The sequence below is a fragment of the Novipirellula galeiformis genome (assembly GCF_007860095.1).
Classification (GTDB): Bacteria; Planctomycetota; Planctomycetia; order Pirellulales; family Pirellulaceae; genus Novipirellula; species Novipirellula galeiformis.
In genome coordinates this window covers 68,191-82,400 of sequence record NZ_SJPT01000004.1, presented here as the reverse complement: position 1 = coordinate 82,400, position 14,210 = coordinate 68,191, and the positions used below count along the sequence as shown (strand labels likewise).

The window sequence follows — 14,210 nt, the reverse complement described above, 5'->3', positions numbered from 1 at the left end:
CTCATGTGGTGTCAACGTTCCCACTCTTATGTGATTGAATCGGGTCCACACTGATGGCAAAAGAAGTAACGAGCTCAAGGGAAGAAACTCAACTGGATTTGGATCTTATCGGCGTGATCCGACGTCGTTGGGCGTTGATCGCATTTGGATTTGGATTTGGCATTGCGCTTTCGCTGCTGTACCAGTTTACAGCGACCAAGATCTATGAGTCGAAGGTCGAGGTCCTGGTGGGCCAACGTTCATCGGAAATGACTTCTAGCGGGACCGCGTCCTCAGCCGCCGCGAGCGGCGATGCGATTGCGACGGACCAGCTTGCGACTCATATGCAATTGTTTACAAGCCGTCGTAATCTGGCCGATGCAATTGAGAACAACGGTTTGGAAAAATTAGACTCCTTCCAGAAAGCAATCAAGAAGAATACTCATCCCATCGATCACTTGCTCAACAATCTCGACGTCCAGCGTGGAGGTAAGGGGTCGGCTCGCGATGCGATGGTGATTCGAGCGACCTACAGCGATCCCAAGGCAGAGGATGCGGCGAAGGTTCTGCAAGCCGTGTATGAAAGTTACCGTAACTATGTTGAGTCCCACGGAGAGAATAGTGGGGAAGAAGCCATCGTATTGATCGAAGCAGCTCGCAAGACGCACGAGGACGAGTTGGCGCATGCTGACGATGAATATCGAACGTTCATTAGCTCCGTTCCTGTTTTGCTCGAGGGCGACACCGTTCGTGACATTCACAGAGATCGCTTGGAGAACCTTGAAAAGGAACTCAACGAAGTTCGCTCCAACTTGGCCCAACAAACCTCGCGACTTGAGTTGATTCGGACTTACTTGAATCGCCCTGAATTACTTGAATCTAACGATACCGCACATCTCGCATTGCTGAGTCAAAAAGAAGTGGAGCGGTTGCAGTTGTTCTTGGACGTAACTCGTGGGGAGGCCCAGAGCGAGGAATTCCAAGCCGAACAACCCGCTCGAGAAGAAGCCGCTCGGGCTCAGTACACTCGGCTGTTGTCACTGCTACAAACCGAACGCACTCTGGCGGAAGACTTCGGTCCGAATCATCCCTTGGTTGCGGCAACGCAGAAAGAAATCCAAGTCATTCAAGAATTCATCACCGCCAACGCACCAAGGGCAACGGCGAAACAGGGTCGCAAGCTTGATCCCAAGGAGATGCTGACAACGTACTCGATGCTACTTGAGCACGACATTGCGGAGCTGGAAAAACGCGAGCAGATCTTAATTTCTGATTCCGCCAACGAGCTACGTCTCGCCAAAGGAGTTGAAGCTGATTTTCTGAAAGGCGCCGCGTTAAAAGCGCAACTCACTCGCGCACAAGCTCGCTATGACGAAGTGATCCGGCGATTACAAGAAATTAATCTTTCCGGATCCTACGCTGGATTCTCCACCGACCTGCTGGCACATCCCGAAATCGAAAAAGAAGCAGCTTGGCCTAAGATCCCTATTGTCGTAGCTCTCGGCGGGATCCTTGGGTTGATCATTGGTGGCTCGCTTGCCGTGGCTTCCGAAATGTTCGACGCCACGTTCCGGGACGCTCATGATCTGGAATACACGCTGGGTGCCCCGGCAATTGCTCACATTCCTCGCATCGACTTGAAGAAAGTCAAGAAGGAACTAAGCAAAGAAACGATGCTCGATCCCTCGCTGGTTGCATTTCATACGCCACGTTCGCCCGAGTCCGAACTGTATCGTGTCGCACGCACATCCATGATGGTCAAAACCCGCGCATCGGGCGCGACGAAGTTGATGATGACAAGCCCTCACCCTGGAGACGGAAAGTCAACGACCATCTCGAACCTTGCAATTTCGTTCGCTCAAGCAGGCAAGAAGGTGTTGCTGATTGATGCGGATATGCGACGTCCTGTCATCGGTGGATTGTTTGGGATCGAGGCTAGCCCAGGGCTAAGTGATGCGTTACTCGAAACGTCCAAGCTGCAGGATTGCTTCCATCCATCGGAAGTAGCAAACTTGACGATCATGCCGCATGGTGTGCGAACACATAGCCCTGCAGAACTGCTTGAGTCCGGTCAGTTGGCAAAGTTGCTTGCCTACTGTGAGCGACATTTTGATGTGGTGCTGGTTGATGCACCGCCGCTACTTGCGGTGGCGGACCCGGCGATCATCGCGCCCATCGTGGACGCAGTGATGCTGACCGTACGCATTCGCAAAAACGGACGACGTCCTGTCGAACGTGCGGTTCGCATTTTGCAAGAAATCGATGTCGCCCCGACTGCGTTGATTATCAATGCGACCGAGAAGAGCGGTCAGGGGACCTATGGGTACTCCAACGGTTATTCAAGCGAAGAGTACAGCTATGTCGGGTACTACCGCGAGTATTCGTTGGAACAACCGAAAGGCGCTGTTCGATCACGACAATCGGCATTGCCGATCGATTCGTTAAAGAGTGCAAAGTCTGCGACATTCTAATTGATCGGGATGATCCATTTCCGGCCTGTTTCCTCCGATGGGGCAATACTTAACTACTGATTCCCCACGTTGATGACCTCCCCCAACGAGTTTGCCTGGTGTCTATGCAAATCGAACATACCCCTGAACTGCACTGCGACACGCCGGTCACGGAAGCGGTTTCAACGGTTGACGCCACCGTTTCGCAAAAGCCTAGTGTGGAGGAGATTTTGCGGGCTCATACGGCGGTGCGCCCGAGTCGCCGCCTCAGTGTTGCGTACGCAATGCAGTCCTTCATTACAGGGATTCCCCTGCTAATGATTGATTTAGCGGTTACGTCAAGTTGCTTAGTCACGACTGCTTTATTGGTAGATATTTATTACGTCGGGCAGCCTTTTCATCCCGGGACGTGGAACCAGCTTCCTGCAATTTTGGTTCTGCAGTGGTTATTTTTATCGCTTCATCAGCTATATCCCGGGGTCGGTGTCGGTAACGTATTTGAACTCCGAGGCCTGACTCGCGCTACCGTCTGCAGCTTTATATTATTGGCGTTACTGAACGCCTGGTTCGGGGAACTCCCGCGATACGAGTTTGCCTCGTTCGTCATCTCAGGGACGCTGGTATGTGTGCTGTTGCCGTTTGCTCGTTGGATGGGTCGCCGAGCGTTAGCAAAGACCACTTGGTGGGGACTGCGGGTGTTAGTGTTGGGGGACAGGTTTAGTGCTCTGCAAACGTGCCAAGAGCTGTCTCAAAACCTAAATTGGGGGTTTCGACCGATCGGCTATGGTTGTGATTCCGATGATCAAAAGAAGCGATGGGGGCCCGATGAGCTTTACGCTGGCCCCATTACCGACGGGGTCGAGACTGCCATTCGACACCGCGCACCGGTGATCGTCATTGCCTCAGGCGAAGCCGATCTTTCGTGGGTAATTGAGCGTCTGGCCTTCCAGTGTCCAGCGGTGGTTAGTTTTCAATCCATGAAATCGCCGCTGCTTTGTAACAACCCCTTTCAATCTCCTTGTACGTTCGCGACACATTTTAATTCGCCATTGTTAAAATTGGTTCCCAGGCTGTTCAAGCGATTCTGTGATTTGGCGATTTGTGTCCCCGCGATTCTTTTACTGTGTCCCATCGCATTTTTGATCGGCTACTTAATTCGTAGAGGTGATCCAGGGCCGGTGTTTTTTGGCCATGAGCGAGTCGGGCAGCATGGCAAGAAGTTTCGAGCCTGGAAATTTCGTAGTATGGTAGTCGATGCCGAAAATGTGCTTCAGGAGTATCTGCAGAAACATCCCGAATTAAAGGCGGAATGGGAAGCCGATCATAAGCTTCGAGACGATCCTCGCGTCATTCGAGGCATCGGAACCCTGTTGCGCAAATGGAGCATTGACGAATTCCCCCAGTTATGGAACATCGTCAAAGGTGAAATGAGTCTAGTGGGGCCGCGCCCTATTATCGAGGCCGAAATTGCGAAGTATTCCGAAGGCTATTTCGCCTATTCGCATATGGTGCCGGGATTAACAGGGTTATGGCAAGTCTCGGGACGCAACGATACGACGTATGCCGAGCGAGTGAAGCTTGACGGTTTCTACGCTAGAAATTGGTCGCCTTGGCTAGACATTTGGATCTTAGTGCGGACCCCCTATGCCGTTCTTAAGAGCGATGGGGCTTATTAGGCATACGGTCTCACTGACTTTACCGACGACATTGCTTCACCGACGGATTATCAAATAACCAATAGCGAATCATGAAGATTCTCATCGTATCCAATCTATTCGCTCCTGATTTCTGTGGTGGCGCTGCTCAATTCACGGATTTGGCCAAAGGTCTACTCCAGCGTGGCCATGAGGTCGAAGTCTTTACTGCATTTCCCTACTACCCCGAGTGGGTAAAAAAATCGGATTACGGTTTCTTCGCGTTGAAACCTGAGAGGGTCGACGGAGTGAACGTCGTTCGGCATGGGCTTTACGTGCCAGGCAATCCCTCGCGATTGGTCCCCAGGTTGTGTTATGAGTTGTCCTTCGCGGTCGTATTGTTCCGAAGTCTGTTTCGTGGTTCGCGAAGTGATGTCACGATCGTGTTTTGCCCCCTTCTCGGTGCCGTCATCTTTGCCGTTGTACGCAAGCTGTTGCGTCGCGAGTTGCTGTGGATCAATATTCAAGATATCCCAACCGACGCATCAATCGCAGCGGGGATATCAAAGCCTGGAGTGTTTCAATCGATTGCTCAATCCTTTCAACGATGGCTTTTTCGTCGCGGTAACGCAATCTCTACGATTAGCAACGCAATGCAATCACGGTTAGAGGAATTAATTGGGCCTGATCGAACTATCGACGTCTGCTCGAATTGGTTGATTTCCGAATACAAACCATTGAAAAATGACGAAAAAGTATTTGTCGCAGACGCCTCAAAAAAGACGATCGACTTACTTTACTGTGGAAACATCGGACACAAGCAAGGGTTGCTCGAGTTCTGCAGTGCACTCCACGAGACTGAAATTGATTTTCGGTTTCAAATCCGCGGCGATGGCGCTGCGATGGATAAGCTGAGGCAATGGATTAACGAAAAATCGGATCGCCGTTTTGAACTCAAGGGATTCTTGGATGATCAGGAATTTGTTTCGGCCATCGCGGCAACCGACTTGTTTGTACTGACTGAAAAGCCTGGATCGGGTTTTTCATTTATACCGAGCAAGTTGATCCCTGCGATCTCAATCGGCACGCCGTTGCTGGTGATATCCGATGCTACGAGTCCTCTGGGGCAGGAAACGATTGAACATCGGCTCGGTCTGCACTGTAGTTGGGAAGACATTGATCGGCTGCCCTGTCGTGTCTCCGAACTAAGCCATCTCAAAATGCAGACCTTTTCTGCAAATTGCTTATCACGAGCGGTCTACTACACGCGTGAGGCTGCTCTTGATCGCTACGAGACCGTGTTGAATCGCTTGCACGGATGAGCGACATATTCGATCGTACTTCGGTTCCGTTTTCATCGCTTATCTTGTTGCTGCCAATCACAACGATTCTCAGATCTGCATCTTCCTGAACATCGGATTGCGGGCAATTAGGCTTCGCTTTCGAGCGATCTCAGGTCGATGGTTTTCCAGGGGTGCGCTCTTACGAATAGACAAGCCCTTCTCAAACTACTCCCAGCCAGGAACGGATATGTTAATTGCTGAAGTCGGGTGCAATCACAAAGGCGAGATGGAGATCGCTCACGAGCTGATCAAAATGGCAAGTGTTTTTTGCCAAGTCGACGTAATCAAGTTCCAAAAACGCACCAACCGTGAATTGTTGTCGCCACAAGAGTATGACCGCCCCCACCCCAATCCCCACAATAGTTACGGGGAAACCTACGGTCAGCATCGTGACTTCCTCGAATTCGATGTTAATCAACATCGCCAGTTGAAAGAGTGGTGCGAGCACTTTGAGGTGGAATATTCGACCTCGGTCTGGGATCTCACCGCTGCGCAGGAAATGGTGCAACTGTCTCCCAAGCTGTTGAAGGTCCCTTCGGCCTGTAATGTCGATTTTGAAATGGCGGGATTTTTGTGTGATTCCTTCGCCGGTGAAATCCATGTTTCGATGGGCATGTCGACTCGCGCGGAGGAATCCAAAATTGTTGAATTCTACGAGAAGAAGGGTCGCGGAAAGGACTTGGTAATTTATGCCTGCACCTCGGGTTACCCTGTGCCGTTCGAAGATCTCGGACTCTACGAAATTAGGCGACTGATTGAGGATTACGGAACCAACGTTAAAGCCGTGGGGTTCTCGGGACATCACCTCGGAATCGCAGCGGACATTGCGGCGTTGGCGCTGGGCGCCACTGTATTTGAGCGTCACTTCACGCTGGATCGAACTTGGCGGGGCACCGACCATGCCGCCAGTCTCGAACCGGACGGGATGCGACGTCTTGCGCGTGACCTCAGGAGTGTGGGCAAAGGCTTGACCTACAAATCGGAAGAAATTTTGCCGATTGAAAAAGTCCAACGCGAAAAGCTGAAGAGGAAAGTGAATGGCTAATTCAACCGTTGCACTGATTCCTCTTCGCGGTGGATCGCAGGGAATTCCCGGCAAAAACGTCAAACCAATCGCGGGAAAGCCGCTCTGTCGCTGGTCGCTTGAAGCGGCTTGTGAGAGCTCGCTCATCGACCGGGTCTTCGTTTCGACGGACAGTGAAAAGATTAAGCAAATTGTCAACTCTTTTGAGTTGCCTATTGAGATCGTCGACCGTCCCGCTGAGTACGCGACCAATACGGCTTCCACTGAATCCGTGATGATCGATTTTGCAAATAGGATTGATTTCAAGACGCTCGTAACGATCCAAGCCACATCGCCGTTGACCACCGCGAGCGACTTGGATCGGGCAATTGGCACGCTTCGTTCCGAAGCCTACGACAGCATGGTGACGGGCGTCATTGAAAAACGATTTGTGTGGAGCCCCGACGGTAAACCGCTCAACTACGATCCCGTTCACCGTCCGCGTCGCCAGGACTGGAAAGGCACGTTGGTAGAAAACGGTGCGTTCTATATTACGCGTCGAGAAATCCTCGAACATTACCAATGCCGTCTTGGAGGCAAAATCGGTGTCTTTGAAATGGAACCCCGCACCGCGTTTGAAATCGATGAACCGGATGATTGGGCGGTTTGCGAATCACTGCTTCGACGCCGCGCTTTCGAAGGTGACTATGTCGAAGTACTACGAGGCATCCAGTTAGTCATCTGCGATGTCGATGGTACGTTAACCGATGGCGGAATGTATTATGACGCCAACGGTGAAGCGTTGAAGAAATTCAACACACGAGACGCCCATGGGTTGTCGCTGTTAAGAAACCAGGGAATCGAAGTCGCCATTGTCACGCGAGAAAACTCCGCGGTGGCTGCAGCACGAGCCAAGAAGATTGGCATCCCTATCCATCTGGGGGTAATGGACAAGGGGACGTTTTTGGCAACGCTATGTGATCAACACGATGTGAGCCCCTCAAACGTCGCGATGATTGGAGATGATTTTAACGATATTGAGATCATGCAACGATCCGCGTTTTCAGCGTGCCCGGCAGACGCAGTCAAGCAGGTCCGGCAGATTGCATCTTATGTGGCAACCCTACCAGGCGGCAGTGGCGCGGTTCGGGAAATTTGTGAAGTTCTGATCGAGAGCCGATAATGAGCCCCTCGGTTCAACCAGCACCAATCGATGTAGCCGCGAATTCGCAGAACCCCCGTTCGGCGTCGGTGGCGTCGAGCAGGGGACGCTCGGATATCCGCTCGACCGCTGCGTTTCTCGCGGCTGCAGTGCTGCGCAAATTTGGCAGCGCAGTTTGGATCCCCGTTCTTTTGGCACTTGTTTCGCCTGCGGACTTTACTCGCTATGGAATGCTGCTGGCTGCTGTCAACTTGCTTGTGCCAATGCTCAGCCTTGGTATCGTGTTCGCGCCGATGCGGCTTGCATTCGATCACCCCCAAGGAGCAAAACGCGATTCTCTATTTCGAACCACGCTATTAACCACGATTGCAATCGCGGGAATCGGGCTTTCGCTAACACTTGCAGCACTGCAAATTGCCGTCCCCTCAGACCCACTGACTCACGGGGCAATCCTGCTGAGATCCTGTATCGCGTTTCAAATCTTGGCCGCAATTCTGAGCGAATTTGCATTCTCGCTGCTGCGAGTAAAAGGGCAAGCGGTGCGTTTTGCCCTTGCAGCATGCATCTATGCATGCGCCCCCTTTTTCATTGCCCTGCCATTTCTGTTGTGGACAACTACAGAACCGCTGATCGTGATTTCCGCATCGATGGCCTCGGGGCTGCTCGGCGCGTTTCTGATCGCAATGCATGGAGATTTTCGACGCATTCTCTCGGCGGCACCCGAAGCGGGGCTATTGAAGTCATTGCTCGGTTACTCCATCCCCGTATCGTTGCATCTGATCGGACTGTGGGCAATTAATGCCAGTGGACGCTGGATTGGAACGATTAGCCAAACCTTGGAAGAGATGGCTTCGTTCACTCTTTTTTCTGCAATCGCTTCCCTGTTGATGGGCTTCCCCGTCGCGTTATTGGAAGCAAGGCTTCCTAGATACAATTCTGCATTTGGCAGACACGACTATTCCCAAGCCATCGCGATTCTTCGCCGCTGTATGGCTCTAGCGATAGCGGTAATCGTTGCCGTTTACGCAATGACTTTCATGTGTCTCTATTGGGGCGCAGATTGGTTACCGGCTCAGTACATTCCCAGCAAACTGACGCTCGGATGCTTCTGTTTGTTCAATGTTTTTCATTGCACCTACTTGATCGGCGTCAATACGCTCAGCGGATTGAAGCGAACCTCATCACTTGCTGCTTCCACGATCATTGCGGGAAGTGTTACGATCGCGGTCTCCTATTTTGGCTGCCTTTGGTACGGCGAGATTGGATTGGTCATTGCGATGGTCGCAGGGATGCTTTGCCAAGCGGCTTTAGTCAACTTGATTGCCTTTCATCTGACTTCAAAGGCGCAGGAATCGTCAAACTTACCGTCGAGACCATTAGCCCAGGATCAAATCCCTTTGGATCATGTTGATTTTCACGCGATCGTCAATGAATGCGCAGAAGTTTGCGAAGAACTTGAAGCCAAGAACCGTCACCTGCGGTCTCTTGTTGAGTTCGTGCTGAGAACCCTTGCGATGGCTTGCTCTCTTCCCGCCAAAACCCAAGACTCCCCAAGCCGGATCTGTCATTACATCCACGATCCACGACTGAGCCGTTTTGATACGGCGGAATCATTCCGTGTTTGTACTTCGCCTAAGTCGATTCGACTGTTAGCAATTCAACCGTCCGTTGTTGTGGCACTGGTTCGTCAATATCGTGGTCTGGCACGCGTCCTGAAACCGACGAGTCCTCTGGCACGGTTGACGCTTCTCGATCTCGCCTGCATCAATTTCTTGTCGGAACATCACCGAGTTCACTCGTTTCATGTCGCGGCTCATTTTCAACCGTATGTCGTGCTTTTAAGCGAACTTCGCCGCAAGAACTTTGTCGAGTCATTTACCGGTCACCAGCACGGTGCTTGGGAATTGCGTCCGCTCAAGAAGATTCAGCGACGTCTGTATTTTGATCGCTACCACTTGCTCGACAAAAGATTCGAACACTGCTTTAAGACCTATCTCAGTGGCAACCCAGATGTTGTTATCGAAGCAAGCGATCTGAGCAAATCAATCTCATGGCAATCGCGAGGGATTCCTCACGTCGCATTGGGATTTCAAGGGAAAGACTGTCCCGCAAATTGGATGATGTTGGAGATCGTCAGTAGGGTTTGTAAAAAGTTTCACATCGAATTAATCGTCTACCCACATCCCCGAGAGTCTGAATCAGCTTGCAAGAGAGTTGCCGAAATTGCCATCGTGGATCGTGTCCACCGCTACAAAGATTCGTTGGTTTTTGTCACTGCCTTCTCGACGCTTGGCCTCGAATTCGCGTTAAATGGACGCCCCGTAATTTTCGTCAACATCGATGATCGTCGCATCGTGTTTGACGAAACAGGGCTGGAAACATCCTGTGTGCAGCTAAATGCGCTTGAGGATACTTTGGCTAAATATTTGCGATAGGGACGCTCATCATGCACGAACATCACCCTTCGCAAATGCCCACCGCTAACGCGCACGCCGAGAAATTTATGATGGCTGAGAGCCGAGTCCGTAATGACCAATTTGATCGAAGCAAGAACTTTACGCGTGGTGCAAGTACCTTTGCATTCTTGATTTGGTGCGTCCTAAAATGCTTTGTCTTCCTGTCACCGCTTCCTTGGCCCTCTAGGTTTAAAGTAGCGTGCCTTCGACTGTTTGGGGCTGAGATTGGTCGCGATGTCTATATCAAACCTCGAGTCAACGTCCACTTTCCTTGGAAACTGAAAATTGGGGACTGCACCTGGATTGGCGAAGAAGTTTGCATCATTAATTTTGAGCCGGTTGCGATTGGCAATCATTGCTGCGTTTCGCAACGAGCAACTATCTGTGCGGGGAACCACGACTATCGGGATCCTGCAATGAGTTATCGCAATGCCCCAATTACCATTCGCGACGGAGTGTGGGTGGGATGCATGGCGTTTGTGGGGCCGGGGTTAACGATTGAAACCGATGCAGTCATTACGGCGGGATCGATTGTCACGGATAACATCGAGGCTTTTTCGGTCATACGGGGCAATCCTGGACGCAAAATTGCGCAGCGCTACCGAGATCAGCCGAATGACAAATAGTGAACAACTGCTTCCGATCTTAATCCACTGGCGTGAGGATAAAATGAGCACAGCGGCAACCGGCGACGGATCGAACCTGCAGCTCCCCACTCCATTGTCAGCCTGCCTGATTTCCGCTGCCGTATTCGGGTTCTTTCATCTGACAAGCCCCTTCTCGTTCGCCCTTGAATACGACTACCAAACTTGGTTTTTCCTGTTTCTAAACATCATTGCGATCTCGCTTCCCGCAATCCTTTATCGCTTCAGCCGTTACGGCGCCAAGCAGCGATCTCAGATAGGCTCCGGCATCCCAACCGACTCGTGGTTCTTGCAGCTTGGCGTTTGGCTGCTGATAGGGTTAGCACTTCTTGGGACGATTCTAAAGTGCTATGACCTCTTCGTCGCTCGTGGGTTTTCCGTAACGTCTAATGTAAATGAGCTATACGAGCAGAACTCGGAAATCAGTTCGTCAATGGCGGGCCTTGTGTCGTCATTGCTTTACCCCTTGGCGTTTCCAACGCTGATAATCTCATTGGCCCTGCATCAGTCCGCTAAACCAAGTGCTAAGCAAATCTGGAAAGTTGCTATCATCCTATCCATACTTGCATGTCTGGTTGCGCCACTGAATGCGGTCATGCTCGGCAAACGTGGAGCGGTGTTTTCAGTCACGATTCTGGCTGCGCTCGCATCTTACTATTCCGGAATTCGACTGCGAAAAAGAACGATGCTAGCGGCGACCCTAGTGGCGTTTGCGCTTTTCGTATTTTCCACGCGAATGTTAAGTTATCGCCTCGAGTATATGGGGGCATCAACGGAGGCCGCAGTTGAAGCGGGGCGTTTTACTGACCTGCTAGTAATGAGCCCCAACTATCGATCCGTTGCTAGGCACAGCGCAATGCCAGACTCGCTTCGAGCAACGTTCTACGACTGGTCCGTGATCCAAGCGTATGTTGTACACGCCGTTCCTGAATATTTGTTTGCCATTGAAAACTTTGATAGTTCCGAATACCAACACGGAAAATTCACGTTTTCCCTTGTGGCAAAATTTAGCTCGTACTTTAGCGATATTCATTATGATGCGAAGGCAACCGCGGAGGTTCCGCCACGCACCTATATCTATTCAACTCTGTTTGGTCCGCTCTTTTTCGACTTCGGTTTCGCCAGTGTACTGGTGACGTTGTCGATCGGTGTTTCGTTTGTATTTGTTTACAATTTTGCCAAGCGAGACGCCGTGCTAGTTCCTCTTTATTTGTACCTATACACCGTTGTGCTAGTCTGTCCCATTATCTGTTTCTTGAACATGTTCTATGGTTTCTACTATCTCACCGCGTCAATTTCAGCGGCTATCTTTTTAAAGTTCTGTAGTCGCATTCGTTCATTTCAGAGCATTAATCATCGGGCGATGTCGTAATCGTTGATCGTCTGAATTCAGCCGTTTCGCGACTCCGGTTTACATCGGGGCGAAGCTCGCGGGTAATAACTCGACTCACAGTTGAGCTGTGTCTCCTCAGACCTTTGCCAAAATGATGGGAGCGTCTCATTTCCGCTGTAGAAACTTCGTCTCTCGAAAGCCTTTGTCTTCCGTGTTTTGTGGTTGCCGGCTATTTTCAAATGGCCTCAGGGCAATGTTCTGTAACGGATCCAGTGGCTGCCGGCTTCGCTGGAATGAAAATGATCGCGTCAGCTTCATTTCACCGCAACGCAAAGTCGTTTGGCGTCATGTGGCGGCGGCCTTTTGCCCGTTTAATCGAAATCCCCTACTGTCGCCGCGGAGAACGAGTTTTTTCTGGTATCCATTACTGATGCAAAATTCCAGGGGACGTCATTCAACTGTTGTAGTAGTTCAATCTTGATGAGGTTTTCGATGCAACGTTGGAATTGTCTGATCGATCGCGAGTAATAGATATGTGTGAACAAGGTCGCGGATGCGTCCAGCAAGAGCTCTCTGAGATGGTAATCGGGGCTGGCTGGCATGAAACGATAACTCGAATTCTAGAGAGTGGAGTCACTCAACTTTCTGCCGGTCTTCGATTCTGATTCCTGCGGGCGAATATCGCGGTTTGCGAATGGGATGGCCCTAGCGGGTGATGTTTGCAAACGGGGCCAAAGATTGGCCTGAGAATTTAAGAGGGGCAACGGCGGCCCGGTTCGCCCGAGGGTATCTCTAGGGCCTTCGCCGTGATCGAAGAGGTGCCGTTAGATTCGGCAAATTGCCTTGCCGTACTGGCGATCAATGAGGCCGCCATGGTCGGCTTTCGTGGCTTCGGTGATCCGGCACGATCTCAGGCTCGATGGTGCGGTTTGCGAAACGGAACACTCGGTCTGGTGCCGCGTGAGACTCCGCTCCCCGTCGGCATTGATCCGTCGGCATTGATCCGTCGGCATTGATCCGTCGGCATTGATACAGCCTGCTTCGATACAGCCTGACGCACCACAGGCAATCAGTTTGCAATCGGGAAGCGGACCGGGCGGTCGACTACTTCTTAGCCAGTTTGTCGGCGTCGTCGTGGTCGGTGAAGTAGGGGTTTTCTCGTACTGGTCCCATCGTCACGGGATCCTTCGTATGGGCAGCCGGTTTGACCGATTGCGAGTACGTGACGCACGGGTTCCACATCGGAGCACCCAACGATGGAGGTGGTGCTACCGAATCGGTGTCCAAACGGCTGCGATAATTCGCCGGGGCATTGACCATCGGTGGTGCCGCAAAGGGACTGATCCCGTAGGGGCGGGTGTGGCGAGCGCCGTAGTAAACGGGCGGATTGGTGGCAAAGTAGGGCGGCGTACGGAGCGTCGTTCCGTAATGCGATCCGTAAGGGCTGTAGAATCCGTATCCTCCAAACGGAAACATTCCGTAACCGCCAGGAAACTGGGCGGAGGCGGTTCCCGATGTGGAGACAGCGGCGGTGAAAACGAACACAACGGCGACAAGAATACTTTTCATCGAAAACCTCAGCGGAACAGGATGGAGGGCTAGGACCGGCGCCACGGATCTGCGACGCTCGCAGAGGAGAAGGACAGGTTCTTCACGCACTCTTAGCGTGTGCGTTCTTGGCCTGTGCAGCCCTTGGCCCTTGGCAGCCTTGGCGCGGTACAATCCCGCGTTTGCTCACAATCCCTACGCTAATCGCCTGGGGCCCCCCTTTCAACTGATTCATTCCTACAAATCGTTAAATCCTCGCGACCCCGGACCACCGGAATCACGCGTCTAATCGCCGCCCTACTTTTGAGGTTCCGCGTTTTTCATAACCCCGAAGTGTGCCAGCGTGTTGATTCAGTCGCTCCAAACAAAATAAGGTCGTCGTTCGCCGCAGGGCTGGGAACTTGACCGGTTGGGCATTTCATCGGAGAGCGGTCGTTGGATGAGGGGCTGACGCCTTGTCGCTCACGGAGTCGCTCACGGAAATCAATTCACAGCCTCTCCGCGAAAGCGGGGTGACAGGACGTCGCTTTCGCGGAACGAAAGGTGACTATGATTAAATCAACATGCCTGGCTCGGTCCCTCGCTGACGCGTCGGGGTGTGGTTTTCTTTGGAAAACAGCGATTGGGCAACTTCAAACCATCTACCTTGAGTGACGCT

9 protein-coding genes are annotated in these 14,210 nt (G+C 51.8%); 8 read left to right on the top strand and 1 reads right to left on the bottom strand.

All coding sequences use genetic code 11. The annotated features are described in order from the left end of the window. The first annotated feature begins 113 nt into the window (after window positions 1-113). The 8 genes from Pla52o_RS11275 (at window position 114) to Pla52o_RS11240 (ending at window position 12,043) form a co-directional block, all read left to right on the top strand. A complete protein-coding gene (locus Pla52o_RS11275) occupies window positions 114-2,450 on the top strand; it encodes a polysaccharide biosynthesis tyrosine autokinase (RefSeq protein ID WP_197169177.1) in 2,337 nt (778 codons plus the stop codon). A 104-nt stretch (window positions 2,451-2,554) separates the two neighbouring features. After that, window positions 2,555-4,105, top strand: coding sequence for an exopolysaccharide biosynthesis polyprenyl glycosylphosphotransferase (locus Pla52o_RS11270; RefSeq protein ID WP_231612320.1), 1,551 nt, complete (start codon window positions 2,555-2,557; stop codon window positions 4,103-4,105). A gap of 71 nt (window positions 4,106-4,176) precedes the next feature. Next, a complete protein-coding gene (locus tag Pla52o_RS11265) occupies window positions 4,177-5,385 on the top strand; it encodes a glycosyltransferase family 4 protein (protein WP_146594734.1) in 1,209 nt (402 codons plus the stop codon). Between the two features lie 208 nt (window positions 5,386-5,593). Beyond that, window positions 5,594-6,451, top strand: coding sequence for an N-acetylneuraminate synthase family protein (locus Pla52o_RS11260; protein ID WP_146594733.1), 858 nt, complete (start codon window positions 5,594-5,596; stop codon window positions 6,449-6,451). Next, on the top strand, window positions 6,444-7,592 hold the full coding sequence (locus tag Pla52o_RS11255) for an acylneuraminate cytidylyltransferase (protein WP_146594732.1): 1,149 nt from the start codon (window positions 6,444-6,446) through the stop codon (window positions 7,590-7,592). The genes Pla52o_RS11260 and Pla52o_RS11255 overlap by 8 nt, the downstream gene beginning before the upstream one ends. A gap of 170 nt (window positions 7,593-7,762) precedes the next feature. Further along, window positions 7,763-10,006, top strand: a complete 2,244-nt coding sequence (locus tag Pla52o_RS11250; protein ID WP_146594731.1) for a hypothetical protein — start codon at window positions 7,763-7,765, stop codon at window positions 10,004-10,006. An 11-nt stretch (window positions 10,007-10,017) separates the two neighbouring features. Further along, entirely contained in the window at window positions 10,018-10,653 is a 636-nt protein-coding gene (locus tag Pla52o_RS11245) for a WcaF family extracellular polysaccharide biosynthesis acetyltransferase (RefSeq protein ID WP_197169176.1), read from the top strand. Then, on the top strand, window positions 10,643-12,043 hold the full coding sequence (locus Pla52o_RS11240; RefSeq protein ID WP_146594730.1) for a hypothetical protein: 1,401 nt from the start codon (window positions 10,643-10,645) through the stop codon (window positions 12,041-12,043). The genes Pla52o_RS11245 and Pla52o_RS11240 overlap by 11 nt, the downstream gene beginning before the upstream one ends. Before the next feature lie 1,065 nt (window positions 12,044-13,108). Here Pla52o_RS11240 and Pla52o_RS11235 read toward each other — a convergent pair. Continuing rightward, entirely contained in the window at window positions 13,109-13,573 is a 465-nt protein-coding gene (locus Pla52o_RS11235) for a hypothetical protein (RefSeq protein ID WP_146594729.1), read from the bottom strand. Window positions 13,574-14,210 lie beyond the last annotated feature (637 nt).

Bases quoted from the DNA above. Each gene is read 5' to 3' on its own strand.
- Pla52o_RS11270 (WP_231612320.1), top strand. From the start codon at position 2,555: ATGCAAATCGAACATACCCCTGAACTGCACTGCGACACGCCGGTCACG.
- Pla52o_RS11265 (WP_146594734.1), top strand. From the start codon at position 4,177: ATGAAGATTCTCATCGTATCCAATCTATTCGCTCCTGATTTCTGTGGT.
- Pla52o_RS11260 (WP_146594733.1), top strand. From the start codon at position 5,594: ATGTTAATTGCTGAAGTCGGGTGCAATCACAAAGGCGAGATGGAGATC.
- Pla52o_RS11255 (WP_146594732.1), top strand. From the start codon at position 6,444: ATGGCTAATTCAACCGTTGCACTGATTCCTCTTCGCGGTGGATCGCAG.
- Pla52o_RS11245 (WP_197169176.1), top strand. From the start codon at position 10,018: ATGCACGAACATCACCCTTCGCAAATGCCCACCGCTAACGCGCACGCC.
- Pla52o_RS11240 (WP_146594730.1), top strand. From the start codon at position 10,643: ATGACAAATAGTGAACAACTGCTTCCGATCTTAATCCACTGGCGTGAG.
- Pla52o_RS11235 (WP_146594729.1), bottom strand. From the start codon at position 13,573: ATGAAAAGTATTCTTGTCGCCGTTGTGTTCGTTTTCACCGCCGCTGTC.